This is a genomic window from Paenibacillus sp. IHB B 3415 (assembly GCF_000802655.2).
Classification (GTDB): domain Bacteria; phylum Bacillota; class Bacilli; order Paenibacillales; family Paenibacillaceae; genus Paenibacillus_AQ; species Paenibacillus_AQ phytohabitans.
Window position 1 is genome coordinate 1 of sequence record NZ_JUEI01000084.1, and the last position, 26,290, is coordinate 26,290.

A 26,290-nucleotide genomic window follows, 5' to 3' on the forward strand; every position below is an offset into this window, starting at 1 on the left:
TTCGAATGTCGGCGGTAGCAGGAGCAAAGGGAGACTGGGCGAAGCAGCAACTAGAGCTGATGAAGCCGCAGGCCACAATTGGGCCCTATGATCCGCGTGATTTCGTGTCAGATCAGGAGATTTTAAATCTGGATGACCCAGAAGTTCAGACACGGCTGAGTATGACCTACTGGAATACCTTGTCAACAGAGGAGAAGGACCGGAGAATTGCAGAGGTCCAAGGTGATTACGAGGAGCTGAATAAAGCCGTAGCGGACAAAAATCGTCTCTTGGGAAGTGGAGTGGGCAATCAGACGCTAGCGAATATTCTCGTAGGTGGAAGCAATATACTGGTCCATGCGGTTGATCGGATCTCATTAGGGATGGCAGGAACGGTGACAAACTGGATCATGGGTCCTGCTCCGGAAGGCTATGTGGATCCGATGGATAATCCGTATGGAAAAAAGGCCGGAGTCATCGCAGGAGAGATCGGCAGCTGGTTTTTACCCTTTAAGTTTTTAGAGAAAGTGAAAACAGTGGGAGTATTGGGGAAAGTCTCCCCTACCCTATGGAGATCAGCGTTATCGGGAACAGCTAGCAGTTTAGTAGGAGAAGCAGCAGACGCAATTAACGATTTCAGGGAAGATGGCAAGCAAGGCCTGGGTGAGCGCTTGTCGGCAGTGGGGATTAACACGGTCATTGCGGGTGTAGGAGATGTAGCAATCAGGGCGGGCAGCAAAGTAGTTGCCGGCGCGGTGAGGTTTGTGCGCGGGAAGCTGCCGGATATTAAGGTGGGGAACGTGCAAGGGCAAGGAGTAAAAGAAAATGAGATCGAGAGAGGACTCTATGACGAGTTTAATTCAATAAATTCAGCCGATGAAGGGTACAACTATTTGCTTGAAAAAGCTAAATCAATGGATGTCTCCACAGAAAAGAATAAATCTATATTTTATGCTGGTAGAATTGAATCAATGAATGCTGCTACGGGAGAAAAAATAATCACTACAGCCAGAGAACTTGCAGAAAGGTATGCTGATAATCTATTTGCCGAAAAAGGGGTTATTAAGCTAACATTAGAGAGAACTCCAGGAGGAAAATGGATGGATGATTTGAAATTATTCCAAACTGTTCCTAGTGGAAATTACAGGTATGTGGAATTGGGAATGACTGAATCTCAAGCAAAAGAGATATGGAGTATCTTATCAAGCAGGTATGCTGACGGTGCAAGCGGAGCAGTAACTGCTTTTACGAAAAACGTCCCTGATGCATGGAAACCCCGCACCATTTTCTGGTCCACCGAGCTTCCACAACTTAGAAACAATCCGAATGTAGATCATATTAATATAAGGTAGGGATTAATTATGTTTGGAGACTATCGCGATTTCTTCACCATTACTTCTGACGGAATTAATCAACTATTCTATGAAGATTCCTCCTGCAGAGTCTTTATTAATGTAGCCGATTTTCGGGATGAAATATGGTGGACAACCATTATAAAAGCAGTAAACAAAAAGTCTGACGAAGTGGAAAAGATTAATAACCAACAGAAAATAGAAATCTATCGAAGAATATGTGCGCATAAAAAATTGCACAGTACCTTTGGGATTATGACATCTGAGTTTAAACTAGTTGAAGCGGAAATGAGCAGTATTGATTCTGGAACAAAAATACTGGACATTACAGGAGAATGAGCGTGGAGAAAATTATTACTGAAGAAAATGGTTATATGAAAATGGGCTGGAAGTTTTTAAGTCTCATCAGAGGGAGCCAGAAGCTGGTTTTTTATATCGAACCTATGATTGGAGAACCTGACCGATTATATATCCCTAAAGCAGATACAGCATCATATAACAAGAGTAACACGATAGAGGCCATAACTTCTGTGAGTTGGAATAGAGATTTTGTAATAATTGAAAGTGAGGTTCATGTGGTAGCTCTGCCGGCTGAGTCTGATGAAGTCGAAGCAGGAACGTTGGAGTCAACGGCAACGGCACAAGAATTTTTACAATTGGAGTTATTTGATTCAGATAGAAAAGTAAGCAAGGAGCAGGCCCATGAACTGTGGTGTACTTTAGAACAGCGATTTGCAGCAGCAGTTGAAGGGCAAGTTACAATACACGCCGGAGCAATTATTGAAAACAGTGTTTTTAATAAAATAGTTGTTCCGGCATTGTTAGACAATAAAAATGCAGTACTAACCATAGTAGGAGCAGAGTAATGAACGCTATATATTAAAGAGAAAATATTATTAGCGTAATTAGTAAATACGCAACCTGGGTTTAATAATGGGATTTAAATAGAAACCATACTTGAACAGGTCAATCATGATCCAATACGATCATTGCTGGCCTTTTCATACTGCCGAAATATAGTTTTGAGATGAATTACCATCTTTGCTATAGTAAGAGAATGCGTTTGCAATAAATAAGAATTATCCAAAAATGGGAGGAATAATGAATGGCATTAGCGGATTTCAATACTTATAAGTGGATGAATGAGGGGAACATCAGGTTTGAGGATGATGCTATTATATTAGAAGCCACTGCTAACAGCGACTTTTTCTGCAACAACGGTGCTATTGCCGAAGAAGGGCTTACCCCTGAGAGTCTGACGAATGCACCCTTCTTCTATACAGAAGTGTCCGGCGATTTCGTGCTGCGGGTGAAGGTTAGCCATGACTTCCGGGATACTTACGATTCCTCTTCCATCATGGTGATGCAGGACCTGACGGTCTGGGCCAAGGCCTGCTTTGAGCTGACAGATTTCGATACCCACGCTGTGGTTAGTGTAGTAACAAACCAGACCTCGGATGATGCGAATGGCTGTAATATCGACGGCAATGAGGTATGGCTGCAGGCCGCCAGATCCGGGAATGCCTTCGCCTTTCATTATTCGACAGATGGTGTAAGGTTTGATATGATGCGCTTCTTTAACCTACCGGTGGGAGAAACGATCAAAGTAGGTTTATTGGCACAAGCCCCTACAGGCGAAGGCGGAGAGAGAATCTACCGGAATTTCACATTGGAGAACCGGACGGTTAAAAATATAAGAACGGGTGAATAAACCGTGAATAAACCGTGATGACGGTATGGAAAATGTTTAGCGTGCGCTGCCCTTTATCTGTCTCGGCCAGATGAAATAGGTAACGGTGATGATCAAGTCAATGCCAATGACAACCGACCATACCGTAAGGATACTTAACAGCGCTTCCGTGCGGGCGGGATCGTCAATCCAGACGATGAGTCCATATAGAATGCCTGCGGCGAGGATAAAAGAGAGCAGATGCTTCACCCAGCCCTTGAAATAATGCCGGGCATGCTCCATGCCGTACCGTTTGACCGGCTGCGCCCCCTGCTTGGTGACATAATAACGGAAGCGTTCGTCCGCCCAGGCGATCATGCTTTTACCGAACACGATGGATACTGAGATATACACAGCCGCAAGCGCATGCGCTGTCGTAGCAGAAGCTCCCCCGGCCAGATCAACACCGGAGATGACCAACAGAATAATATCCAGCACTGGAGTCAGCGCCAGGAGTATCAGGCCCAGCGTGTTGCGCTTGAAAATATAACGTGCCGTGAAACCGGCAAGAATGACCACCCAGAATAACACTTCGCACGTAACAATCGCCCATGCTACCAGATTCATAATGCACCTCTTGTCAGGATTATTTTTGGTAATAACGGAAGTATAGCAGTGAAATTTAAACAATACAACCGTATTATTTAAATTGTGTTTCGTATTCTGCTTATGCTACAATATGGACATGCCAAAAATAGTAGATCATTCAGAGCGGAAATCGAATATTGCAGAAGCGACCTGGCGTGTCATTATCCATCAGGGAATCAAAGGGGCAACTGTGCGTAATATTGCTGCTGAGGCGGGTGTGTCTCTGGGAGCGCTGCGCCATTATTTCTCCACCCAGCATGAATTGCTGGTGTTTGCCATGAATCTGGTGAAGGAACGGGTCACTGCACGGATCGTGGACATCATGCAGACAGACCTTGCTCCCAGGGAACAGGTTGCCAGGGTGCTGCTGGAGCTGCTTCCTACGGACGATGGCAGCATGGCGGAAATGGAGGTATGGTTTGCGTTTATCTTCCATCTCAAGTCCACCGGGGAACATAACGATGAGCGTCATGACGCTATCTATCCCCTGGTCATCCAGCTGATCGATTATCTGGACCAGCATGAGCTGCTTCGGCAGGAGCTGGATAAGGACAGTGAAGCGGAGCGGCTGTATGCCGTGGTCGACGGACTGGCCCTCCACGCCATGCTGGAGCCTGGACGGCTGAATTCACAGCGGATGATCCGGGTGCTGAACGTTCATCTGGATTCGATCTGCAGCAGCGCGCAGCCTCAGTAATTTGCTATATTGCTAGAGTTATGTTATAAAAAGTAGTGTATATTTTTTCGGGTTGTTACTGTTAAATCAGGCAAAACCGCTACCTTAACAAAGGTGTGGTTTTGCCTTTTCTTGTTTATTATGCAGTAATAGCTGAAACCAAAAACTATAAAGAGAGTTGGAGAGAAGCATGCAAACAACATTCAGAATTATCGACGAAGACGGAATTCACGCGCGTCCGGCCACGGCGCTGGTCAATACAGCTACCAAGTTTAAGGACACTGAAGCCTTTGCTGAAGCAAAGGGTAAGAAAGTTACTTTGAAATCCATTCTCGGTGTATTGTCACTCGGACTGGAAAGCGGCGATACCCTGACCCTGATCACTGAAGGCGGCCAGGAAGCAGAAGCCCTTGGCGCACTTCAGGATGTAATGATCAAAGAGGGCTTGGGCGAGCTCAATGATTAAGATTTCAGGCATCGCGGCTTCCGCAGGTATTGCTGTTGCTAAAGCGTTTATCCTGAAGCATCCGGACTACACGATCACGAAAACTACCGTAAGCGATGTGGAGCTTGAGATTGTCAGGCTGGAGAGCGCCCTGGAGATATCCAAGGGTGAACTGGCGCGGATTAAGGCGCGTACACTGGCAGAGCTGGGAGAGAAGAAAGCAGAGATTTTCGAATCCCATCTGCTGATTCTGGAAGATCCGGAGCTGATCAGCCCGGTGATGGACAAAATCCGTGAGGAAGCTGTAAACGCGGATTATGCGCTGCAGGAGGTCGCTAACCAGTTCATCGAAATGTTCGAGAATATGAAAAGCACCTATCTGCAGGAACGTGCTGCCGACATGCGTGATGTAACCAAACGTGTGCTGAATCATCTGCTGGGAATTTCCTATGTCAGCCCGGCGGAAATCAGTGAAGAGGTTATTGTAATTGCTGAGGATCTGACGCCTTCAGATACAGCACAGCTTAACCGTAAATATGTTAAAGGCTTCACTACCAATATCGGCGGACGTACCTCGCACTCGGCAATTATGGCCCGTTCCCTGGAAATACCGGCAGTCGTCGGCACCAAGCATGTTATGTCTGAGGTGAAAGCCGGAGACCTTATCATTGTAGACGGGTTAAGCGGAGATGTGCTGGTGAATCCCGGCGAAGCTGAAGTAGCCTTGTACATAGCCAAGCAGAAGGAGTACGACCTGCAGATCGCAGAATGGAAAAAGCTCCGCGAAGAGCCTACGGTATCCGCAGACGGCAAGCGTGTAGAGCTGGCAGCCAATATAGGTACGCCGAATGATGTTGCAGGCGTAATAGACAATGGCGGAGAAGGCGTTGGCCTATACCGCACAGAGTTCCTCTACATGGGCCGCGACAAGCTGCCTTCCGAGGAGATTCAGTATAATGCCTACCGTACTGTGCTTGAGAATATGCAAGGCAAGCCGGTTGTCGTCCGTACACTGGATATCGGCGGCGACAAGGAGCTGCCATACCTGGAGCTTCCGAAGGAAATGAATCCGTTCCTCGGGTTCCGCGCGATCCGCCTCTGCCTGGACCGCCAGGATATCTTCCGTACCCAGCTGCGTGCTTTGCTGAGAGCCAGCGTGCATGGCGATCTGCGCATCATGTTCCCGATGATTGCCACTTTGGGAGAATTCCGTGCAGCCCGTGATCTGCTGCTGGAAGAGAAGGCTAAGCTGTGTGAAGAAGGCAAGGCAGTATCGGATCAGATTCAGCTGGGTATCATGGTTGAGATTCCTTCTACTGCGGTACTCGCAGACCAGTTCGCGAAGGAAGTGGATTTCTTCAGTATTGGTACGAACGATCTGATTCAATATACTATGGCTGCTGACCGGATGAATGAACGGGTCTCCTACCTGTATCAGCCTTATAATCCGGCCATCCTGCGTCTGATCAAGAATGTAATTGATGCAGCTCACGCAGAGGGCAAATGGACGGGCATGTGCGGCGAAATGGCCGGAGATGCCACAGCTATTCCGCTGCTGCTGGGTCTGGGCCTCGATGAATTCAGTATGAGTGCAACCTCCATCCTACCGGCACGCAGCCAGATTGCCAAGCTGTCCGCGGGGGAGATGAAGGAGCTGGCTGCCAAGGCACTGCAGCTGGGCACTGCGGAAGAAGTCGCTGCACTGGTGCAGGCTATTAAGTATTAAGTATTTTCTCCGGATACTGCTGTTCGTTTTGAATCCACTTTTTCCAGTTCATTGTTGCCGGCATTCTCTTAGTAGAGTGCCGGTTTTTTTCTGTTCAGGCAGTATATGAAATCAATGATTTACAGCCTTATTTGCGCATGATAAAATGTTTATAAATCACGAAATGTTAAAATTTGCAATGAAATATATCGCATAGATTAGCTATTCATTAACCGGGTGTCCTCTAAGTGCCGTTTGCTGAGGGCACCCTTTTTCTTGGATTTCTTGGCTGTCTGCCAGACATCACAGCTCATTTCATTGGGCTATCCGCTTCGTGAAGCACACTGGAGGATTAGGATGATAAGAGCGGTAATTATCGATGATGAAAAACCGGCACTGGATGTGCTCCATTACCTGCTGCAAAAGGATGGACGGGTAGATGTTGTCGGGGCATTTCAAAAGCCTAAGGAGGCACTGGAGCAAATACGGGTGCTGCAGCCGGATATTGTGTTCCTGGATATGGAGATGCCGCTGATGAACGGTGTGGATCTGGCGGGAGTACTGCTGGAGAGCTGCAGGGATCTGGAGGTTATTTTTGTGACTGCACATGATTCGTATGCCATGGAAGCCTTCCGGATTGGAGCCCTGGATTATTTGCTTAAGCCTCCGACACCTGTGCAGCTTGACCGGGCAGTTTCACGCTATCAGAAGAAACGTCGGCTGTACGGAGAACAGATGATGCCGCTTAAGCAGGCAAGGATTGTCAGCTTCGGGGGGTTCGATGTGCTGAATGCGGGCGGCCAGGAGGATACGGTCAAATGGAGAACCTATAAGTCCAAGGAACTGATGTCCTTCCTGTTTCTGAAAGGGCCAGCTTACGTTCCCAAAGGCCAGATTATTCAGGCGCTATGGCCGGAGTGCAGTGATGTGCAGGCTCACTCCAATCTGCATACCACAATCTACAAAATGAAGACTGCACTCAAAAAAGCGGGAATCCATGTGGAAATTCATTTCAAGGGCGGGAGCTACCGGATGGAGATTGCCGGTGCTGCCGGGGATTTATGGGAATTTGAGGATTTTGCCAGGTCGAATCCTCCCTTGACCCCGCTTAGGGTACCCAGATATGAATATATTCTGGAGCTGTATCAAGGTGAGCTGTTTGCGGATGACGATTATTTATGGAGCATCTCGAAGAGAGCGGAGATGCTCGGATTCTACGTGATGCTGTCGAAGAGGCTGTGCAGTTACTTTATCGCGGAGGGCCGGCTGGAGGAGGCTATGCACCGGGTTCATCTGCTGCTGGATAAATCACCGCTCGATGAAGAGGCGCATGAGCTGCTGATGGGGATTTATTTCCGTCAAAAAGACCGGATCAGCCTGATCCGGCATTATCATGCGATGAAGGAACTGCTAAACTATGAGCTGGGGCTTGAGCCGAAAGAATCGGTAAGGCAGCTGTACAGTGAAATGCTCTCTAAACAATAGCGATGGGCTGGGCTCAGGTCCATTTGGCGGACCACAGCTTCATTTCGTGGAGAATCTGATGCAGATCCGCACCTTTGGGAGTCAGTGAATATTCTACAGTCACCGGAACGGTCGGGTACACGCATCGTTCGAGTACTCCATGCTCTTCGAGGTGTCTCAGGGTGCTGGTCAGCGCGCGAGGGCTGATCCCACCGATATTGCGCTGCAGCTCACCGAAGCGTTTCGTGCCGCCCTGCAGCTCTCTCAGTACCAGGAAAGCCCATTTTCCGGCTAGTACCTCCAGCGTTTTTTCTATGTTGCATTCAATAGATATGGGGTTCTTAGGGATATAATTACTGGCAGAATTGGCTGCTTTCAAGGGATTTCCTCCTGTTCCATGGCACTATACCAGAGTATAGCAACTATACTGAATGACATATAATAAACTATTTTTCACTTCTTTCTATTATATACAATCTGTTCTAGAATGAACATGTGTATGGAGCAACCGGTTAACAGGCCGGATTCAGAGAGGAGCAAGGGATTCATGAAATACCGCAGATTAGGTGGAACCGGACTTAAAGTCAGTGAGATCAGCCTGGGAAGCTGGTTGACCTACGGAGGATATGTGGAACAGGACAATGCCGTTAGGGCCATTGAAACCGCTTACTCCCAAGGCATTAATTTTTTTGATACGGCTAATGTTTATGAAAAAGGTGCAGCGGAAAAAGTGCTGGGTGCTACCTTGAGCAGCTATCCGCGCGAATCCTATGTGCTGGCGACCAAAGTATACGGCGTAATGGGTGACGGTCCCAATGACCGCGGCCTGTCCCGTAAGCATATTACCGAGCAATGTCATGCCAGTCTGAAACGGCTGGGTGCTGAATATGTGGATCTGCTGTATTGCCACCGGTATGATCCGGAAACGCCCATTGAAGAAACGCTGCGGGCGCTGGATGATCTGGTCCGGCAGGGCAAGGTGCTCTATGTAGGCGTAAGTGAATGGACGGCGGCGCAGATGGCCGAGGCCCTTGCGGTTGCCGACCGATATCTGCTGGATCATATCGTGGTCAACCAGCCGATCTACAATATGTTCGAACGTTATATCGAGAAAGAGATTATTCCGCTGGGCCTGCGCAAAGGGATCGGACAAGTCGTATTCTCGCCGCTGGCCCAGGGGCTGCTGACCGGCAAATACAGCTCGGTCTCCGATATTCCAGAGGATAGCCGGGCCGCTAAGCTCGACTGGATGCGTAAAGGAATTACGGCGGAAAGAATCGCCAAGGTTCAGGAGCTGGGCACGATTGCCGCTGAACTGGATATTTCTGTAGGTAATCTGGCGCTGGCCTGGATTCTGCGTCAGCCTAATGTAGCCAGTGCACTGGTTGGCGCCAGCCGTCCGGAGCAGGTGGAAGAGAATGTGAAGGCTTCGGGTATCGAGCTCACCGAGGATGTATTAACACGGATTGAAGAAATTATCGGCTAAACTATCGGCTAAGAGAGGAAGGATGCAGGATGAAGGTTCTATTTATCGGAGGTACGGGACTCATCAGCCAGGCAGTATCCCGGCTGGCAGTGGAACGGGGAATAGAACTTTATCTGTTCAACCGTGGAGAGCGGAGCAGCTTCGTGCCGCAAGGTGCGCAGGTGATCCAGGGGGATATCCGCGATAAGGAGAAGTCGGCCGAGGCGCTGAAGGATTACGAATTCGATGTGGTGGTGGACTGGATTGCCTTCACACCGGAGCATGTACAGACGGATATTGCCTTATTTACCGGGAAAACAAAGCAGTACATCTATATCAGCTCCGCTTCCGCTTATCAGAAGCCGCAGCGTAATTATCTCATTACTGAGGAAACGCCGCTGGTGAATCCGTACTGGCAGTACTCCAGGGATAAGATTGCCTCTGAACAGCTGCTGCTGGATGCGTATCAGAACAGCGGCTTCCCGATTACGATTGTCCGTCCATCCCATACTTATGGAGACACGGCCATTCCGGCGGCACTGACCAGCTGGAGTAATCCATGGTCGCTGGTGGAACGCATCCGCAAAGGCCAGCCGCTTGTTATTCATGGCGACGGCACCTCCCTATGGACGCTGACGCATAATTCCGATTTTGCCAAAGGGTTCGTCGGGCTGCTGGGTCACCCGGAGGCGATCGGGGAAGCGATTCATATTACCTCTGACGAAGTGCTGAACTGGAATCAGATCTATGCTGCTATCGGCGAGGCCGCAGGCAGAGAACCGAAGGTTGTGCATATCTCTACCGACTTCATCGCAGCGAATACACCGCCGGGGACGGCGGACGGGCTGATTGGTGATCAGGCTGTGAGCAGTGTGTTCGACAATAGCAAGATCAAACGCCTTGTTCCTGATTTCGAAGCTGCCGTTCCCTTCGCCGAAGGGGTGAAGCGCTCGGTCGCCTGGTTCGAAGCTCATCCTGAGTTATGCACGGTGGATCAGGATTGGTCCAAGATGCTGGATGGGCTGATTGCGAGGCATGGAGTGGATGCGAAGCTGATCACGTATTACGTTTAATGAGGGAAAAATAGTATCAGCTATGATTTAATAGTAGAAGCAGGTGCCGTCCTTAAAGGGAGGGGGCCTGTTTTTTTGTGCAGGAGCGGCGGGGCCGTTATTCCGGGTATAGCATGAAATACGGATTCGTGAATATACTCTCACTACCGAAATCCCCTCATAAAAGGAGTCCTGGTCATGCCGACACATCCATATGTCTCCCGTTTTTTTGTGAATACCGATGCACGCCGTGAGAAGCTGATTTATGATTTGCCGGAATCCTGGTGGAGCCGTCCCTATGAATATGAATGGTGCACCAACTTTATTTCACCGCATGATGTTGTGCTGGATGCCGCCTGCGGAATATCCCATCCGCTTAAATTCTACCTTGCCGGCTATAGCGCAGAGGTCTTCGCCTGTGATATTGATGCCCGGATTCTGTCACGGGAAGCGATTATGCAGGATATTGCCGATGATATCGGAGAATTGGCAGCCCAGCAGGTGCAGGCCAGAAGAACGAACCGGCTGCATCTGACCCAGGCGGATCTTACCGCACTGCCGTATGAGGATGAGAGCTTTGATACGATTTTTTGCATCTCGGTACTGGAGCATCTGTCGGTGCAGGATTCGGTGCTTGCGGTGCGGGAATTTCACAGAACTCTTAATGGAGAAGGTCTGCTCGTGCTGACCTTTGATTATCCGACCGTGAACCTGCCGCGGATGAATGAGATTCTGCTCCAGGCCGGGTTTCAGTATTGGGGCGAGACAGATTTCAATCTTCCGGCAGATGCTGTGCATACCGATCAGTGGGGCGGCCTGAACTGCTTCCGGGCGGTGCTCAAGAAGGCGCAGGGTTAGTCCGGCATAGAACGGTAGAGGTATAATCCCTATCATTTGGTTGTTTCCTTCCGGTATAGTAGAATAGTCTCAAGACGGAAGAGAGAAGGAGACAACTTCATGGGGATGATTGGTAACTACATCACTGTAAATGCGGAACTGCTTCAGGCCATCCGGGATGAAGAGATCAGTCTGCACGGAATCGAACCGAAGCTGGATATCGATAAGGCCTGGCAGGCGCTGCACTATACACTAAGCGGCGGGGGTACAGAGGAAGGTTCAGCCCTTGGAGCAGTTGTGCCAATGAATGGCCAGCATTATGCCGGCCACTATTCCGATGCTGAGGTATTTGTGCTGGAGCCGGAACAGGTGAAAGAAACCGCTGCCGCCCTGGAGGGAATAGAAGAGGCGTTTATGCGGGAACGGTATCAATTCCGGCAGATGCTGGACGAAGGGGTTTATCCGCTGGTGGATGATGATGAACCGGAAGAGTTTTTTGACTATATGTATACGTATTTCACGGCTATGAAGGAGTTCTACCGGACCGCAAGCGCTGATCAAGCGTATGTAGTATTTTATATCTCATAACCTCATTTGAATTTGTGGAAAAGGAGCCAGACAACTTGCGCAGATATGCCATTATAATTATGATTCTGCTCCTATTAGTACCGGCTGCGGGTCTCAGTGCCAAAGGGGCTGCTCCGCAGGACAAGATTCAGCTTGCTTTTGCCGGAGACATTCTGCTGGACGGTTTTGTCGGCGAGCAGATTGCCAAATACGGGGTCAATTTCCCGTTCGTCAAAGTGGCGCCAGTGCTGCAGAAGGCCGATCTGGCTTTTGCCAATCTGGAGACACCGGTCTCGGTGCGGGGAGACGCCGCCGAGAAAATGTTTGCCTTCCGCTCCAAGCCGGCAGCATTGGCCGGACTGAGCTACGCAGGAATTGACGGAGTATCCCTGGCGAATAATCATATTCTGGATTATGGAGAAACCGCCATGCTCGACACGCTGATCCATCTGGACAGAAATAAGATCGGACACACAGGGGCAGGCGCGAATATACAAGAGGCTTTTAAACCTTACATTAAGACGGTCAAAGGCAAGCGGATCGCCATGCTGGGCGTAAGCCGGGTATTGTCTGGCCCTTCCTGGTATGCAGGCAAGAACAGTCCGGGTGCGGCTTCCGCCTATACAGCGGAGCCTCTGCTGAGTGCGATTAAGCAATCAGCCAAGGACAACGATTATACCATCGTCTATATTCACTGGAATCAGGAGTTCAAGGACTACCCTGAACAGTACGCCCGGACGCTGGCGAAACAGATGATCGACAGCGGGGCCGATATTATCCTCGGGGCGCACAGCCATTGTCTGATGGGGATAGAATATTACAAGCATAAGCCGATCTACTATTCGCTGGGCAATTTTGTGTTCAACCGCTCTACACGGGGCGGGGACAAGACGCTGCATTCGATGCTGGTCAACTTCACGATCAGCAATTCCGGGGTGACGAGCAGTATTACTCCGGTCAAAATCATTGGCGGGCAGCCCAATTTCATGGGTGAAGCCTATAACAAAGAGACCTACAAGCTGCTGAATGAGCTCTCCTTCAATGCGAAAATCGCAGCCGGAGGAGCGGTCAGCGAGAAGCTCTGAAGCAACAGGGAGTGCTGAGGATATACTGAATAGCCCGGAGAAGCAGACTCTTCTTCTCCGGGCTATTTGCATTGGAGCCAAGTCATATTCATTTTGTGCTATTCATTATTAGCATTGTACTAACGGCGTAAAGCTAATCTACTCTACAATATGAATATTAGTTCATCAAGGAGGTTTTTGCAGAAGTGAGAACGGGAACCGTTAGAACCAAAGTCAAGTTTGATGAGAACTGGGGCTTTTATAAAGGGGAGCTCCAGATTCCTTATGCAGTCAAGGGTGGAATGACAGGCGGTATTACAGATACGGGTGCTCTCCGGGAGGGGGAGTGGCTGGATATTGCTTTTAATGATAAAGGAATGGGTGAGCAGCAGCTGGAATGGACCGCACTCAGCCTGCCGCATGACTGGTGTGTGGAGCAGCAGTATGTTCCGGATGAAATGCTTGGCGCAAGGGACGGCAGCCATGGTTATCTGCCGGGCGGTACAGGCTTCTACCGCAAAACCTTCGAGCTTCCTGCAGACGCTGCAGGCAGTAAATGGACGGTACGCTTTGACGGAGTATCGGGCACCAGCACGGTATGGGTTAACGGGCATCTGATCGGCTCGCATCATGGCGGATATATAGGGTTCAGTTACGATCTGTCGGATGTTCTCCGCTATGGCGGGGAGGGCAGTAATGTCATTCTGGTCAAAGTAGATGCTAGCGAATGTGAAGGCTGGTGGTATGAGGGCTGCGGCATTTACCGTCATGTCTGGCTGGAGAATACGGACCGCCTGCATGTAGCCGAGTATGGAACCTATATAACGACACCGGAAGTGGCCAAAGAGCAGGCCGTAGTCAACATCCGCACACGCCTCCGCAATGATTATACTGAGGGCCTGCCGGTATCGCTGCGCACGGTGATTTATGATGCTGATGGAATACAGATCTGTGCGGATTCGGCGGATGCCTTTGCGGACTGGCATGCTGAGACGGAGATTGAGCAGAGCTTTGAGGTGAATCAGCCTATGCTCTGGGGTACGGAATCGCCGTATTTATATAAGACGGAATCGACTGTTATATATGAAGGGAAAGAGCTTGACCGGTATGAGACGGTGTTCGGCATCCGCAGCATCCGCTTCGATGCGGAGGAAGGCTTCTTCCTGAACGGAGAACCGCTGCTCATCAAAGGGACATGCAACCATCAGGACTTCGCCGGGGTCGGCGTAGCGTTGCCGGACAGCCTGATCGAATACAAGCTTAGACTGCTGCAGGAGATGGGCTCCAACGCCTACCGCAGTGCCCACCATCCTCCAACCCCCGAGCTGCTGGATATCTGCGACCGGATCGGCATGCTGGTGATGGATGAGAACCGCAAGCTCGACAGCAGCCCGAATGGACTGAGCCAGCTGGAGCGGATGCTCCTCAGGGACCGGAATCATCCCTCAGTAATCATCTGGAACCTGGAGAATGAGGAGGTTTTGGAAGGTACCGTGACAGGTGCGCGGATACTGAAGACACTCGCGGATCGGACCCGCCGGATCGATCCGACCCGCCCGACCTCTGCGGCGATGAACCATGGCTGGAACGAGAATGGATATAACGATGTGGTAGAGATTACCGGCTACAATTATGGACACCGGGACACCCATAATATCGACATCCGTGACCACGGGCTATATCCGGAGCGGCTGATGATCGGCAGTGAATGTGCCAGTTACACGGCAACCCGGGGAATCTACGAAGATGATCCGGTCAAGGGCTACTGTTCCGAATACGGCACGAACATTCCTTCCTGGGGCTGCACTCCGCAGCAGGCGTGGAGCGATCTGGTGAATCACCGTTTTCTGACCGGCGTCTTCATGTGGACCGGATTCGATTACCGGGGGGAGCCGACCCCTTATCTGTGGCCGTGCATTAACTCGCATTTCGGGCTGATGGACACCTGCGGGTTCCCCAAAGACAGCTATTACTATATGCAGGCGGTGTGGAAGGACGAGCCGATGGTTCATGTGCTGCCGCACTGGAATTGGCCGGGCTCGGAGGGGAAGCCGGTTGAGGTGCGCGTATTCTCCAACACCGAGACGGTGGAGCTGAGTCTGAACGGCAGAAGTCTGGGCGAACAGCAGGCAAATAGAACCGGGTATTTATCGTGGGAGGTCATCTATGAGCCGGGTGAGTTAAAAGCTATCGGCAAACGCGGCGGCCTGGCCATTGCCGAGAAGGCTGTAGTCACAGCAGGCCAGCCGTACCAGATCGCGTTGTTCCCTGACCGGCTGGAGGGGCGGGCGGATGGCTGTGATACGATCCCGGTTCGCGTGGCTGTCCTGGACAAGCAGGGTTATGTCGTTCCTGCGGCCGACAACGAGATCCGGTTTGAAGTGTCGGGAGCCGGAGGGCTGCTCGGCGTCGGCAACGGCAATCCAAGCAGCCATGAGCCGGACAAGTCTCCGCTGCGGCGTGCTTTTAACGGCTGGTGCCTGGCCTTGATTCAGGCGTCACCGGAAGCGGGCTCCATCCAGGTACGGGCGGTGTCCATGGGACTGGCCTCTGCGGAAGTGGTGCTGCAGGTGACTGCCGAATAATCATAAGGCGCGAAGTGAACTTCTGGAGCGGCTATTTATTTCCGGCGGGTGGAACGATAATATAGACATAATGAATTCCATGCAGAGGATGTCCCGCGAATGATGCCTAAACTGAAGAAATACATGCCCTTCACGTATAAAATGATGATACCCTACCTGCTGCTGGTCCTGCTGACCGATGTGTTCATCGGCTACATTTCTTATTCCATGCTGACTGATTCGAGAACAGAAATGGCCGAGTCCAACATCAAGACGGGAATGGAGCAGGCAAGGAACAATATCCGCTATCAGATGGATGAAATTCAACGGATGTCGGACAACCTGTTCGGCAGCCAGCCGTTTCAGCGTGCGCTTGAGCAGAAGGGGACACCGTTTGAGATCTATCTGACTATGATCGATGAGATTGTTCCCCAGATCACCGCACCGCTGCAGCTGTTCGGGAACAAGATCCGCTTCATGCTCTATACCCCGAACAGTGATCTTAATATTGTATCGGGTGATAATCTGGATGAGCCGATCTATGACAGCGATTATTATATTCTGCCCTTTGAGGATATCACCGACAGCGAATGGTATCTGTCGCTTAAGGATTCGAAGCGCGATAATTTGTGGCTGCAGATTGATACCGACCAGAAGCTGGGTAATCTCTCCCATGTCCGCAGGCTGGTCAACTTCAGTGATTACAAAACGGTGATCGGCTATATACGCATTACGGTCTCCCTGGAGGATCTGTTCGGCGGCTTCGATACCTTCCCTGTGGAAGAGGGGATTACCCTGCGGCTGGTTGAACAGACTACAGGTTCGATTCTGTTCCAGCGCGGAACCGCCAATTATGACGATGGCCGGCAGAACTTCCTCAGTCTGCATGAGCAGATCCCGGGCAGTAATTTCGTTATTGAGGCGCTCGTCCCGCAAAAGTATCTGACCCAGGATGCCGGCCGTCTGCGCAAAGTCATTATTGCAGCCTGCTCGCTCAGCTTTCTGGTTATGACCCTGATCGGGTACGTGGTGGCGCGTATTTCCGGGCGTAAGATGAGCCGGATTGTAGGTTTGGTCCGTTCCTTCCAGGAGGGGAACTTCCAGAAGCGGATCCGATTCTCCGGCAATGATGAATTTGTGCAGATTGCGGACTCCTTCAATGATATGGCCGCCAATATTCAGGGGCTGATCAACAGTGTATATGTGCAGGGGATTCAGAAGAAGCAGGCGGAGCTGGAGGCGTTGCAGGCGCAGATTAATCCGCATTTTCTCTACAATACGCTCTCGACGATAAGCAGCCTGGCCAATCTGGGCGAAATCGGCAAGGTCACGGAGATGGTCCATGGCCTGTCGCGTTTCTACCGGCTGACGCTGAACCAGGGCAATGTGTACATTGAACTGGAGAAGGAGCTGGAGCAGGTGGCGACTTACCTGGAAATCCAGCGGGTCAAATATGCGGATGCCTTCACTCTGTATGTTGATGTGGACGAGGAGATTATGCAGATGCAGGTCATTAAGCTGCTGCTGCAGCCTTTTGTGGAGAATATATTCAAGCATGCCTGGTTTGGCGAGTCCATTGCCATCCGTCTGACAGGCCGGAGGGTCGGCAGCAGTATTGAGCTGAAGATCATCGACAATGGAATCGGCATGCGTCCGGATGTCGTTAAGAAAATGATGCAGGGCAAGGGACAGTCCGGCGGTTACGGGGTGAAGAACGTCAATGAGCGGATCAAGCTCAGATACGGTGACGCCTACGGTGTGACAATTGCCAGCTTTTACGGAGGAGGGACAACTGTCCAACTGCTTCTCCCTGCCGGGGTTCAGGATCACGAGGACCTGTGAGGAATTTCGCTGACCGGTTACGGGGCAGAGCACCCTTGTACAAACACAGGAGGAAATGATTGCGATGAGTATCAATGTATTGCTGGTAGACGATGAAGCTGTCGATCTGGAGTGGCTGCGGCGCAGGGTGCTGGCAAGCCCGCTCGATATTGCAGTAGTAGGAACAGCGAACAGCGGCTTTAACGCGCTTAAGATCATGGAGCAGGAACGGGTCGATATTATCCTGTCAGACATCCGGATGCCCATTATGACCGGAACAGAATTTGCACGCAGGGCTAAGGTCATCCATCCCAAGGTCAAAATCGTCTTCATCAGCGGCCATGAGGATTTCAGCTATGCGAAGGAAGCTATTGAGATCAATGCCTCCGGCTACTTGCTGAAGCCTGTTGAAGATAAGGATTTGTACGACATGCTGGACGCATTGTGCGCAGCTATGGAGAAGGAGAGGGAGCAGAACCGTTCCTTCAGCGAAGCGTTGTCCCTTGTGAACAAGGAGCTTATCCTGCGCTGGTTCGAAGAACCTTCGCCTGAACCCGCTGAGCCGCATCTGCGCAGTGCCCTTACCCCGCTACTGGTGAAAGGGGCGGCGGCTGCACTTGTCGAGATCGATGATCTGGAATGGAAAATGCGTGATCTGTCCGAGGAGGATGCGCGCGTGAAGACGCGGCAAATGGCCGGGTTGATCAAATCCTTTGTGGAGGACGGGAAGCTTGGCACGCTGATTCCTGTTCATCATCACCGGTTTGTCATTCTCTGCAGCCTTCCGCAGGACAGCTTCATGAACCTGCTGGACGAGCTAATCCGCAAGATGGCAGAGTCTTCACCCTGTACGTTAACCGTTGGTGTCGGACGTTATGCCCAGGACGAAGCGGGACTCCACGAATCCTACCAGCAGGCACAAGCCGCCCTCAGCGCGAAGTGGCTGCTCGGGAAGAACCGGCTGATCCGTGATAACATGGAATCTTCGCCGCGCGGGACGCCGGGGGCCCGGATGGAACAGACAGTGGTGAAGCTGCTGGAGGCAATCATTCAATATGATCTGGTGGCCATCGACGACCAGCTGCTGGAGCTGTTCACGAGTGCAAGCAAGAAGGATGTCTATGAGCTGATCATCCGCATCACCTCCAAGCTGCATGCGGATCTGCAGCAGCAGAACGAGAATCTGTATGAGCTGCTGCAGTGGGAGTCGCATCAGCCGGATATTCTGTTCCAGTTCGAGACAATTCACGATATCCTGTCCTGGATGCGGCGCAGATTCTTCGAGCTGTCGGAGCTGCTGTACGTGAAGCGGCAGCGGCAGAAGCGTAAGCTGATCGATGAGATTATGAATTATGTGGAGGAGAATCTGGAGAAGAAGATTACCCTGAAGGAGGTAGCCGCCCATTTCGACTTCACACCGAACTATCTGGGTTATCTGTTCAAGGAAGAGTACGGGCTTCCTTTCAGTGAATTCGTGAATGAGCGCAAGACGGGCCGGGTCTTCGAGCTGCTGGGCGATCCGACACTCAAAATCTATGAGATTGCCGAGCGCATGGGCTACAAGAACATTATCTATTTCAACCGGCAGTTTAAGCAAATCACAGGCATGACGCCGGGAGAGTACCGCAAGAAACAGAAAATATAGCCTGCCAAACGTTGCCAGTCCGGTTATTACAACCGGGGGCAACGTTTTTTTGTTTTAGGGGAATGGTATATATTAACCGATCGTTGAAAAAGTATTACTTTTAGTTGCTAGGCTTAATCCACACGGGGAAAGCGCTTCTTTATAATAAAGCTATAGAGAAAAGGGATTGATGGAAAGGGGATTCAAGATGAAACAGAAACAACATGGATTCTGGGATGATGTGAAGAAGTACAGATCCTTGCTCCTCATGCTTGTACCGGCGGTATTGTTCTTCCTGCTTTTTGCTTATATACCCATGTCAGGCATTATACTGGCGTTTAAGCAATACGACTACACCGGCGGGGTCTTCGGCAGCCCCTGGAACGGATGGGACAACTTTAAATTCTTCTTCAATTCTGGTGACGCCTGGCGCGTAACACGAAACACAGCGCTGTACAATATTGCTTTTATCGTTGTGAACAACGTGGTTCAGATCTTTGCGGCTATCCTGCTGTTCGAGGTTGCCGGCAAATGGTTCCGGAAAATTACCCAAACGGTATTGTTCCTGCCTTACTTCATTTCCTGGGTTGTGGTTGGTGCCATTGCCTACAACCTGTTCAACTTCGACGTTGGTACCATTAACGTATTGCTCAAAGGACTCGGCATGCAGCCGGTGGACATCTATAATACTGCTGCCTACTGGCCGGTAATCCTGGTGGTCGTATCCGCGTGGAAGACGCTGGGCTATGGTACAATCATGTATCTGGCGGCGATCACCAGCATTGATACCGAGATGTACGAAGCAGCTGAGATTGACGGGGCGAATATTTTCCAGCGGATTATGAAGATTACGGTTCCGAACCTGATGCCTACAGTCATCATTCTGGTGCTGCTGGCGATCGGTAACGTCTTCCGCGGGGATTTCGGGATGTTCTACAATATGGTCGGCAACAACGGCCTGCTGTTCTCATCAACCGACGTCATCGACACCTTCGTGTTCCGCTCACTAACCACTTCCAATGAGATCGGAATGTCCGCTGCGGCCGGCTTCTATCAGTCCCTGCTTGGTTTCGTAACCATCATGCTGGCTAACTATGCCGTTCGTAAATACGATAAGGATCGTGCTCTATTCTAGGAAAAGGAGGTCAACCGAAATGAGTTCAACTACTGCAAACATGAAAACTCCGGAGGTTATCCGGAAGCGCGGCAATAAAGACAAGATGATACTGTCCATTATCGGCTACGTGACGCTTACTGTACTCGCTATATTCTGTATCTTCCCCTTCATTCTGGTCGTGTCCTCCTCTTTGAGTGAGGAGAGCACGATTATTGAAAAAGGCTTCCAGATCTTCCCGTCTGCGTTCTCGACAGAGGCCTACAGCCTGCTGTTCAAGTATCCGGAGGAAATGCTCAGAGCTTACGGCATAACCATATCCGTAACCGCCATTGGTACATTGTTCGGATTGTTCCTGACTTCGATGACGGCCTATGTGCTGTCCCGGAGAGATTTCAAATGGCGCGGCCGCTTCTCCTTCTTCTTCTTCTTCACGACACTGTTCAGCGGCGGTCTGGTCCCTTGGTACCTGATGATTGTCAACTATCTGCATCTTAAAGATACATTGCTGGTGCTGATCCTGCCTTTGCTGATGAACGTGTTCTACATTATCGTCATGAAATCATTCATGAGCAGCATCCCGGATGCCATTACAGAATCCGCCAAGATTGACGGCGCAGGAGATTTCCGGATTTTCATGCAACTGATTGTGCCTTTGTCCAAGCCTGCCCTGGCTACCATCGGCCTGTTCATTGCTCTGGCCTACTGGAATGACTGGTACAACGCACTCTTGTTCATCTCCAAATCGGAGCTGATGCCGCTGCAATATTATCTCTACAAAATGCTCGGCAATATGGATGGCATGCGCAAGGCGATGATGGCCTCCGGCGCAGTTGTGAATACGGATCTGCCTACGGAGAGTCTGAAGATGGCCATGACCATTGTGGCTACAGGACCGATCCTGCTTGCTTATCCGTTCATTCAGAAATATTTTGTAACCGGACTTACGATTGGTGCAGTCAAAGGATGAACACAGGGCAACCTGGTTATCAATATAAACCCAATACTATTTTGAATTAGGGGGAACATCGGTCATGATGAAAAATAAGACAAAGAAACTTACAGTTACGCTGGCAACAATGATGGCACTGGGTACCATTCTCAGTGCATGCGGCGGCAATAACAACGCCAATACAGGTGCAGAGGCTACGAAGGCTCCGGCAACCGCTACAGAAGGGGCAGCTGCGAATTCCGGCGCTCCGGACACTTCCAAAGAAGTGAAGCTGAAGATGCTGCTGATCGGCGGACAGCCGGGGGATTACGATAAGGTGTTCGGAGAGCTGAACACGAAATTGAAAGAAAAAATCAATGCTACCGTGGAGACTGAATTCCTCGACTGGTCGGATTGGACACAGAAGTACCCGCTGAAATTTGCGGCTAATGAAGATTTTGACCTTGTGTATACTGCCAACTGGGCACTCTATAACGATCAGGCGCTCAAAGGCGGTTTCCTGGAGCTGACGGATGATCTGCTGTCGACTTACATGCCGCAGACTTGGGAAGCGATGCCTAAAGTCAACTGGGAGCAAGCCAAAGTAGACGGCAAGCTCTACATGGTTCCGAACAACAACGTTGAGGTTACCGACAAAGTGGTTCTGTACCGTGAGGATCTGCGCAAGAAATACAATCTTCCTGAAATCAACAGCCTTGAATCCTATGCCACTTACTTGAAAACGGTTGCCAAAGAAGAAACTGGAATTACCGCATACGGTGCCAAACCTGCCGACGGCTGGAAATGGCATGAGCTTGACCAGGCTACGCTGGAGCAGAACAATGACTGGAACCTGGTAGACGCTAACCTGCTGCCGCTGGCTTATAAGCTGGATGATGCAACCGGCAAAATTTTCAACATCTACGACACACCTGAATTCAGAGAACTGCTTACCTACTACAAGGATCTTGCAGACAACGGCGTATGGTCCAAAAACGTAGTCAGCAATAAAAATGACGTATGGCAGGATATCAAAGCTGAAAAAGTTTCCTCTTACGCCCAGAACCTGGGTACTGTAGCGGCGAACGTAACGGAAATGCGCCGCGACAAGCCGGATGTTGAGCTGGCGATTGCTGACCTTACTCCGGGCAAGAAGAAAATTGCAGCAATTTCGACCCAGAACGGTATGGCGATCCATGCTACTTCCAAAAACGTAGAACGTTCCCTGATGCTGATCGACCTGCTGCAGAATGACAAGGAAATTCATGATTTGACGATGTACGGTATTGCCGGAACCAACTATATTCCTGATGGCGACAAGAAATACAGTGCAGGACCAGCAGCGGCCAACTACACGGGCTTCTCGAACTGGGGCTGGAACTCCCCGCTGAACCGTCAAGATTCGGCGTATCCGGTAGAAGCAGACAACATGTTCAACAGCTGGCAGTCCAGCATCTATCACTTCCCGCTTGAAACCTTCGTCTTCGACTCCACACCGGTGAAGAACGAAGTAGCCAACATCGGCAACGTGATGCTGCGTTATGCCATTCCGCTGGAATACGGCTTGATTGATGATCTGGATAAAGGTCAGGCGGATCTGATCAAACAGCTGAAATCCGCTGGTATTGACAAGGTGCAGACAGAGCTGCAGAGCCAGATTGACGCTTTCCTGGCAGCGCAGAAATAATAGCACTATATAGGTTGAACTAGGAAAGACAATAACAGATGGAAGTACGGAGGGGGATTTTGGAACTGTAGGAGCGTTAGCGATCGCCTTTGTCACCGGATTTCTACTGCGGAGAGCGGTTCAAATCAAGAAATCTGGGGACGTTGAACTAGGAAAGACAATAACAGATGGAAGTACGGAGGGGGATTTTGGAACTGTAGGAGCGTTAGCGATCGCCTTTGTCACCGGATTTCTACTGCGGAGAGCGGTTCAAATCAAGAAATCTGGGGACAACAGCGGCCGAAAGTCCAAATATTCACCGCAGTACGACTGGCATCTACATCGGAAACATCCATAGTTCATACTATATAGCTGAATACAGGTGAAGCTAATGTAACGGCTTCCGGGCCACTCCAGAGCATAGCTTTGGGGTGGTTTTTTTATAGACATTAACGAAGAAAACAAGCTAATTGCAGAGGAGCCGATCACATGAAGCATACGATACAAGCCCATATTGCCCCGAAGGAAATCTATCCGTCGACCCTGCGACTTGGGGGAAGCAACCCGGAGGGTGACCAGATCAGCTTCACCAATTACTACATGGAGCTGAACGGCAAGCCTTATTTCGCCATCTGCGGTGAGTTCCATTATTCGCGTTATCCGGAAGCGGACTGGGAGACAGAACTCCGGCAGATGAAGATGTCAGGAATCAATGTGATCGCCACCTATATCTTCTGGAATCATCACGAAGAAATAGAAGGGGAATTCGAATGGAGCGGCAACCGCAATCTCCGGAAGTTTGTGGAGCTGTGCCGGGATAACGGGCTATATGTCATCCTGCGTGTCGGTCCGTTCTGTCATGGCGAGGTCCGTAACGGTGGGCTCCCGGACTGGCTGTTCGGGCGGGAATTCGATGTCCGCTCCAATGATGAAGGGTACCTGAGTTATGTAAAAGTACTGTTCCGGGAGATCGGGAACGAGGCCGCAGGCCTGATGTATAAGGACGGCGGACCGGTGATCGGGATACAGCTGGAGAATGAATTCAATGCTGCCGCTGCGCTCTGGGAACAGACTGCGAAGCAGGGGGATGAATACCTTAGCGGGGGAATAGGCGGTGCGGAAGGTGCAGTACATATGCGCCTGCTCAAGGAGTATGCGGTGGATTCCGGCCTGATTGCCCCGATCTATACCAGCACCGGCTGGGGCGAGGCGCCGTTCCTGGAAGATGAAGTCCTGCCGCTGTACGGCGGGTATGCCTATACCCCGTGGAGCATCAGTGACCCGAGTCAAACCCAGACACCGACACCTGAATATGTATTTGTGAATTTCCATGATGATCAGGCCCAGGGGGGAGAGTTCAATCCGCCTTATCCCCGGACGAAGTATCCGTTTGCCTGCTGTGAGATGGGCGGCGGCATGCAGACCTGGTATCTGTCACGCTTCCAGGTAGAGCCGGAAAGTGTAGTGGCCATGACCCTGATGAAGCTTGCCGGAGGCTGCAACTTCATCGGTTATTATATGTTCCATGGCGGCACGAATCCGGTAGGCAGAACAGGTTATCTGAACGAGAGCACAACGCCTAAGCTGACTTACGATTTCCAGGCACCGATTGGCGAGTTCGGACAGATCCGTGAGTCTAACGGCTTGCTGCGCCCGCTGCATTATTTCCTCCGCCAATTCGCAGACCGGCTTGCTCCTATGGCAACCGTGCTTCCGGAAGGTGCAGAGGCGGTTACTCCTGATGATGCGCATACGCTGCGTTATGCTGTCCGCACGGATGGCAGGTCCGGGTTCTTATTCGTCAATAATTATCAGGATCATGTAGAGATGGATGGGCATGAAGAGGTTGTGTTTGCGGTTGAGCTTGAGGCGGAGACCATCTGCTTCCCGCAGCGGAGCACACTGAATATTAAGCAAAAGGCTGCATTCTTGCTGCCGTTCAACTTCGCACTGGATGGGCTGAATCTAAAGTATGCAACGGCCCAGCCGGTCACCGCTGTGGAATCTGCTGAAGCCATCACCTATTTCTTCGCGATGCCGGAGGGTGTGGATGGTGAGTTCCTGCTGGATGCGCAGGACGGTATTCTCAGTGTGTCCACAGATGCCGGAACGATTGAGGGGAACGGCAGCAGCTACAACGTGCTCATTCCCCATCAAGTGTCCTCAATGATCGTAATCAAACGTGACGGAGCCCGGGAAGTCCGGATTTACGCGATGAGTGCCAAGGATGCTGCAAATCTGTGGGAGCTGGAGGACGGCGGTCAGAGCCGGATTGTGTTCTCGGAGGTTCCGCTTGTTCAGACCCGGGAGGGCATTGAATTCCTTAGCAGCGGGCAGAATGCCTTCATGTTCCGTGAATATGCCGGTGGAGCAGTGGCGCCAGCCGCGCAGTGGAGCACGGTGCAGGCTGAAGCAGCTATCAGCGGATGGACGGATGGCTGGTTCCGGATCTATGATGTGCAGGTTCCTCTGAAGGAGATCGCGCTTACCACGCGGCGGCTTCATGACCATAAGCTTGCGCTCGGGTTGCCGGAGGATGTTCTTCAAGGAACCGGGGAAGTGCTGCTGAGCATTGATTATACGGGGAATGTGGGCTATGCCTTTGCTGGCGGGCAATTATTCCATGATCATTTCTACAACGGCCTGCCTTGGGAAATCGGCTTGTCCCGGTTCCGCGATGTCCTCCGCAGAGGCGAGATCATCCTGGAAACCACACCGCACCGCACAGGTGCTGTAACCCTGGCTGCCAATGCCGCCATGGCGGTGGAGAAGGTATTCGAGGGCGAAGCCATTGCTGTGTTCCACAGTGTTACGGCTACACCGGTGTACCGGGTTGCGCTGAAGCTGCAGGAGTTGGCGGATGGGGAGAACTAAGGGGTAAGGCCAAGACCGATATACGATATAGAGAAAATGTGGATAAGAGCAGGACAGAGAAATGAACGGTGAAGTAGTGTACAACAGAGAGAATGTTGGGCGGAGTAAGGAAGGTAGAGGAGTAGAAAGAGCGGTTGGTTGTAGACTGTGTATCAGGTGGACCAGCAAAGGCATGCAAAGTAGCAGGAATATCCGGCTGATTGTCTGGAGTGGACGAAGTATGTGGACGGCGGTAAAAGATTTATGAGTAACATACGAACTATGGCTTCTATTGGGAAGCATCGATAGACCTCGCCATTCTTTTATTCGTCCTTACTTGGATGGCGAACGATGGAGTGGTTGAAAGGAGAGGGAGTGGCGGAGGTCATGCGGACTGTAGGGACGTTATTATACTCGAAAAGCTGCATTCTCCGCCCATGCGGACAGAGAAGCCGTTAAGCTCCTGATTCCCCGCCGTTTCGGACCCGAAACAGCAGGATAAGTGCATCTGAGTCCACAATGAGGAAAAGTGGGCATTATTGGCGAAATAAAGTAAAGTCATCTGAGCGACTAGAATAAAGTCCGCTACGCCTTGCCGGCGGGAGGGCTTTTTTTCTATATATGGAATTATGATGTTCGTCTGTTGTGGAAGATTCTTTGGAACTTGGAGCAGCTCCGTTTGAAGGACGAGTTTGTGCTTGATCAGGCACAGAAGTCGGCAGGATGGGGGAACCAAAGGGATGAATGCTGTTAGTATTATTCGTGGACACCGGTTAAGAGACTAGAGATAATAA

At 50.7% G+C, this 26,290-nt stretch carries 22 protein-coding genes; 20 read left to right on the forward strand and 2 right to left on the reverse strand.

What is annotated here, in order from left to right; genetic code table 11:
- The 4 genes from QW71_RS40670 to QW71_RS29450 form a co-directional block, all read left to right on the forward strand.
- Positions 1–1,331 (forward strand): hypothetical protein (locus QW71_RS40670; protein ID WP_039307829.1); only part of this gene is annotated, 1,331 nt, incomplete at its 5' end.
- Positions 1,332–1,340: 9 nt separating this feature from the next.
- The gene (locus tag QW71_RS29440; RefSeq protein ID WP_039307832.1) at positions 1,341–1,670 is read left to right on the forward strand and encodes a hypothetical protein; all 330 of its coding nucleotides are present in this window, start codon (positions 1,341–1,343) and stop codon (positions 1,668–1,670) included.
- Positions 1,671–1,672: 2 nt separating this feature from the next.
- Positions 1,673–2,197, forward strand: coding sequence for a hypothetical protein (locus tag QW71_RS29445; protein ID WP_039307835.1), 525 nt, complete (start codon positions 1,673–1,675; stop codon positions 2,195–2,197).
- Positions 2,198–2,436: 239 nt separating this feature from the next.
- Positions 2,437–3,042 (forward strand): DUF1349 domain-containing protein, encoded by a 606-nt coding sequence (locus QW71_RS29450; protein WP_039307837.1) that lies wholly within the window; start codon positions 2,437–2,439, stop codon positions 3,040–3,042.
- Between the two features lie 36 nt (positions 3,043–3,078).
- Here QW71_RS29450 and QW71_RS29455 read toward each other — a convergent pair whose 3' ends face one another.
- Complete coding sequence (locus tag QW71_RS29455; protein ID WP_039307840.1) at positions 3,079–3,627, reverse strand: hypothetical protein; 549 nt, start codon at positions 3,625–3,627, stop codon at positions 3,079–3,081.
- A 118-nt stretch (positions 3,628–3,745) separates the two neighbouring features.
- Between QW71_RS29455 and QW71_RS29460 the strand changes: the two genes are divergently transcribed.
- From QW71_RS29460 to QW71_RS29475, 4 genes are all read left to right on the forward strand, one after another.
- The gene (locus QW71_RS29460; RefSeq protein WP_039307876.1) at positions 3,746–4,345 is read left to right on the forward strand and encodes a TetR/AcrR family transcriptional regulator; all 600 of its coding nucleotides are present in this window, start codon (positions 3,746–3,748) and stop codon (positions 4,343–4,345) included.
- Positions 4,346–4,514: 169 nt separating this feature from the next.
- Positions 4,515–4,790 (forward strand): HPr family phosphocarrier protein, encoded by a 276-nt coding sequence (locus QW71_RS29465; protein ID WP_039307843.1) that lies wholly within the window; start codon positions 4,515–4,517, stop codon positions 4,788–4,790.
- Positions 4,783–6,495: a phosphoenolpyruvate--protein phosphotransferase gene (ptsP, locus tag QW71_RS29470; RefSeq protein ID WP_039307846.1), complete on the forward strand. Its 1,713-nt coding sequence runs from the start codon at positions 4,783–4,785 to the stop codon at positions 6,493–6,495. Before QW71_RS29465 ends, ptsP begins: the two co-directional genes overlap by 8 nt.
- Positions 6,496–6,831: 336 nt before the next feature.
- Complete coding sequence (locus tag QW71_RS29475; RefSeq protein WP_039307848.1) at positions 6,832–7,959, forward strand: response regulator; 1,128 nt, start codon at positions 6,832–6,834, stop codon at positions 7,957–7,959.
- A 13-nt stretch (positions 7,960–7,972) separates the two neighbouring features.
- Here QW71_RS29475 and QW71_RS29480 read toward each other — a convergent pair whose 3' ends face one another.
- Positions 7,973–8,317: a helix-turn-helix domain-containing protein gene (locus QW71_RS29480; RefSeq protein ID WP_039307851.1), complete on the reverse strand. Its 345-nt coding sequence runs from the start codon at positions 8,315–8,317 to the stop codon at positions 7,973–7,975.
- A gap of 168 nt (positions 8,318–8,485) precedes the next feature.
- Between QW71_RS29480 and QW71_RS29485 the strand changes: the two genes are divergently transcribed.
- From QW71_RS29485 to QW71_RS29540, 12 genes are all read left to right on the forward strand, one after another.
- Positions 8,486–9,424, forward strand: coding sequence for an aldo/keto reductase family protein (locus QW71_RS29485; protein WP_039307853.1), 939 nt, complete (start codon positions 8,486–8,488; stop codon positions 9,422–9,424).
- A 29-nt stretch (positions 9,425–9,453) separates the two neighbouring features.
- Positions 9,454–10,476, forward strand: a complete 1,023-nt coding sequence (locus QW71_RS29490) for an SDR family oxidoreductase (RefSeq protein WP_039307856.1) — start codon at positions 9,454–9,456, stop codon at positions 10,474–10,476.
- A 177-nt stretch (positions 10,477–10,653) separates the two neighbouring features.
- A complete protein-coding gene (locus tag QW71_RS29495; RefSeq protein WP_039307858.1) occupies positions 10,654–11,313 on the forward strand; it encodes a class I SAM-dependent methyltransferase in 660 nt (219 codons plus the stop codon).
- 99 nt (positions 11,314–11,412) lie between these two features.
- Positions 11,413–11,880: a YfbM family protein gene (locus tag QW71_RS29500; protein WP_039307862.1), complete on the forward strand. Its 468-nt coding sequence runs from the start codon at positions 11,413–11,415 to the stop codon at positions 11,878–11,880.
- Positions 11,881–11,939: 59 nt separating this feature from the next.
- Positions 11,940–12,944, forward strand: coding sequence for a CapA family protein (locus tag QW71_RS29505; RefSeq protein ID WP_047014051.1), 1,005 nt, complete (start codon positions 11,940–11,942; stop codon positions 12,942–12,944).
- Positions 12,945–13,129: 185 nt separating this feature from the next.
- The gene (galA, locus tag QW71_RS29510; RefSeq protein WP_039307867.1) at positions 13,130–15,508 is read left to right on the forward strand and encodes a beta-galactosidase GalA; all 2,379 of its coding nucleotides are present in this window, start codon (positions 13,130–13,132) and stop codon (positions 15,506–15,508) included.
- Between the two features lie 99 nt (positions 15,509–15,607).
- A complete protein-coding gene (locus tag QW71_RS29515; protein ID WP_039307870.1) occupies positions 15,608–17,329 on the forward strand; it encodes a sensor histidine kinase in 1,722 nt (573 codons plus the stop codon).
- Positions 17,330–17,393: 64 nt separating this feature from the next.
- Positions 17,394–18,953: a response regulator gene (locus QW71_RS29520; protein WP_039307872.1), complete on the forward strand. Its 1,560-nt coding sequence runs from the start codon at positions 17,394–17,396 to the stop codon at positions 18,951–18,953.
- A 187-nt stretch (positions 18,954–19,140) separates the two neighbouring features.
- Positions 19,141–20,067, forward strand: a complete 927-nt coding sequence (locus tag QW71_RS29525) for a sugar ABC transporter permease (protein WP_042135342.1) — start codon at positions 19,141–19,143, stop codon at positions 20,065–20,067.
- 85 nt (positions 20,068–20,152) lie between these two features.
- Positions 20,153–21,016, forward strand: a complete 864-nt coding sequence (locus tag QW71_RS29530) for a carbohydrate ABC transporter permease (protein WP_371916259.1) — start codon at positions 20,153–20,155, stop codon at positions 21,014–21,016.
- 67 nt (positions 21,017–21,083) lie between these two features.
- On the forward strand, positions 21,084–22,664 hold the full coding sequence (locus tag QW71_RS29535; RefSeq protein ID WP_039307884.1) for an ABC transporter substrate-binding protein: 1,581 nt from the start codon (positions 21,084–21,086) through the stop codon (positions 22,662–22,664).
- Positions 22,665–23,132: 468 nt separating this feature from the next.
- Positions 23,133–25,517, forward strand: coding sequence for a beta-galactosidase (locus tag QW71_RS29540; RefSeq protein WP_039307874.1), 2,385 nt, complete (start codon positions 23,133–23,135; stop codon positions 25,515–25,517).
- Positions 25,518–26,290 lie beyond the last annotated feature (773 nt).

What these genes read in the sequence shown, in the direction of transcription:
- QW71_RS29465 (WP_039307843.1), top strand. Translation starts at nt 4,515, where the DNA reads ATGCAAACAACATTCAGAATTATCGACGAAGACGGAATTCACGCGCGT.
- QW71_RS29455 (WP_039307840.1), bottom strand. Translation starts at nt 3,627, where the DNA reads ATGAATCTGGTAGCATGGGCGATTGTTACGTGCGAAGTGTTATTCTGG.
- QW71_RS29450 (WP_039307837.1), top strand. Translation starts at nt 2,437, where the DNA reads ATGGCATTAGCGGATTTCAATACTTATAAGTGGATGAATGAGGGGAAC.
- QW71_RS29495 (WP_039307858.1), top strand. Translation starts at nt 10,654, where the DNA reads ATGCCGACACATCCATATGTCTCCCGTTTTTTTGTGAATACCGATGCA.
- QW71_RS29440 (WP_039307832.1), top strand. Translation starts at nt 1,341, where the DNA reads ATGTTTGGAGACTATCGCGATTTCTTCACCATTACTTCTGACGGAATT.
- QW71_RS29490 (WP_039307856.1), top strand. Translation starts at nt 9,454, where the DNA reads ATGAAGGTTCTATTTATCGGAGGTACGGGACTCATCAGCCAGGCAGTA.
- QW71_RS29520 (WP_039307872.1), top strand. Translation starts at nt 17,394, where the DNA reads ATGAGTATCAATGTATTGCTGGTAGACGATGAAGCTGTCGATCTGGAG.
- QW71_RS29500 (WP_039307862.1), top strand. Translation starts at nt 11,413, where the DNA reads ATGGGGATGATTGGTAACTACATCACTGTAAATGCGGAACTGCTTCAG.
- QW71_RS29525 (WP_042135342.1), top strand. Translation starts at nt 19,141, where the DNA reads ATGAAACAGAAACAACATGGATTCTGGGATGATGTGAAGAAGTACAGA.
- QW71_RS29485 (WP_039307853.1), top strand. Translation starts at nt 8,486, where the DNA reads ATGAAATACCGCAGATTAGGTGGAACCGGACTTAAAGTCAGTGAGATC.
- QW71_RS29475 (WP_039307848.1), top strand. Translation starts at nt 6,832, where the DNA reads ATGATAAGAGCGGTAATTATCGATGATGAAAAACCGGCACTGGATGTG.
- QW71_RS29515 (WP_039307870.1), top strand. Translation starts at nt 15,608, where the DNA reads ATGATGCCTAAACTGAAGAAATACATGCCCTTCACGTATAAAATGATG.
- QW71_RS29540 (WP_039307874.1), top strand. Translation starts at nt 23,133, where the DNA reads ATGAAGCATACGATACAAGCCCATATTGCCCCGAAGGAAATCTATCCG.
- ptsP (WP_039307846.1), top strand. Translation starts at nt 4,783, where the DNA reads ATGATTAAGATTTCAGGCATCGCGGCTTCCGCAGGTATTGCTGTTGCT.
- QW71_RS29535 (WP_039307884.1), top strand. Translation starts at nt 21,084, where the DNA reads ATGAAAAATAAGACAAAGAAACTTACAGTTACGCTGGCAACAATGATG.
- QW71_RS29530 (WP_371916259.1), top strand. Translation starts at nt 20,153, where the DNA reads ATGATACTGTCCATTATCGGCTACGTGACGCTTACTGTACTCGCTATA.
- QW71_RS29505 (WP_047014051.1), top strand. Translation starts at nt 11,940, where the DNA reads ATGATTCTGCTCCTATTAGTACCGGCTGCGGGTCTCAGTGCCAAAGGG.
- QW71_RS29460 (WP_039307876.1), top strand. Translation starts at nt 3,746, where the DNA reads ATGCCAAAAATAGTAGATCATTCAGAGCGGAAATCGAATATTGCAGAA.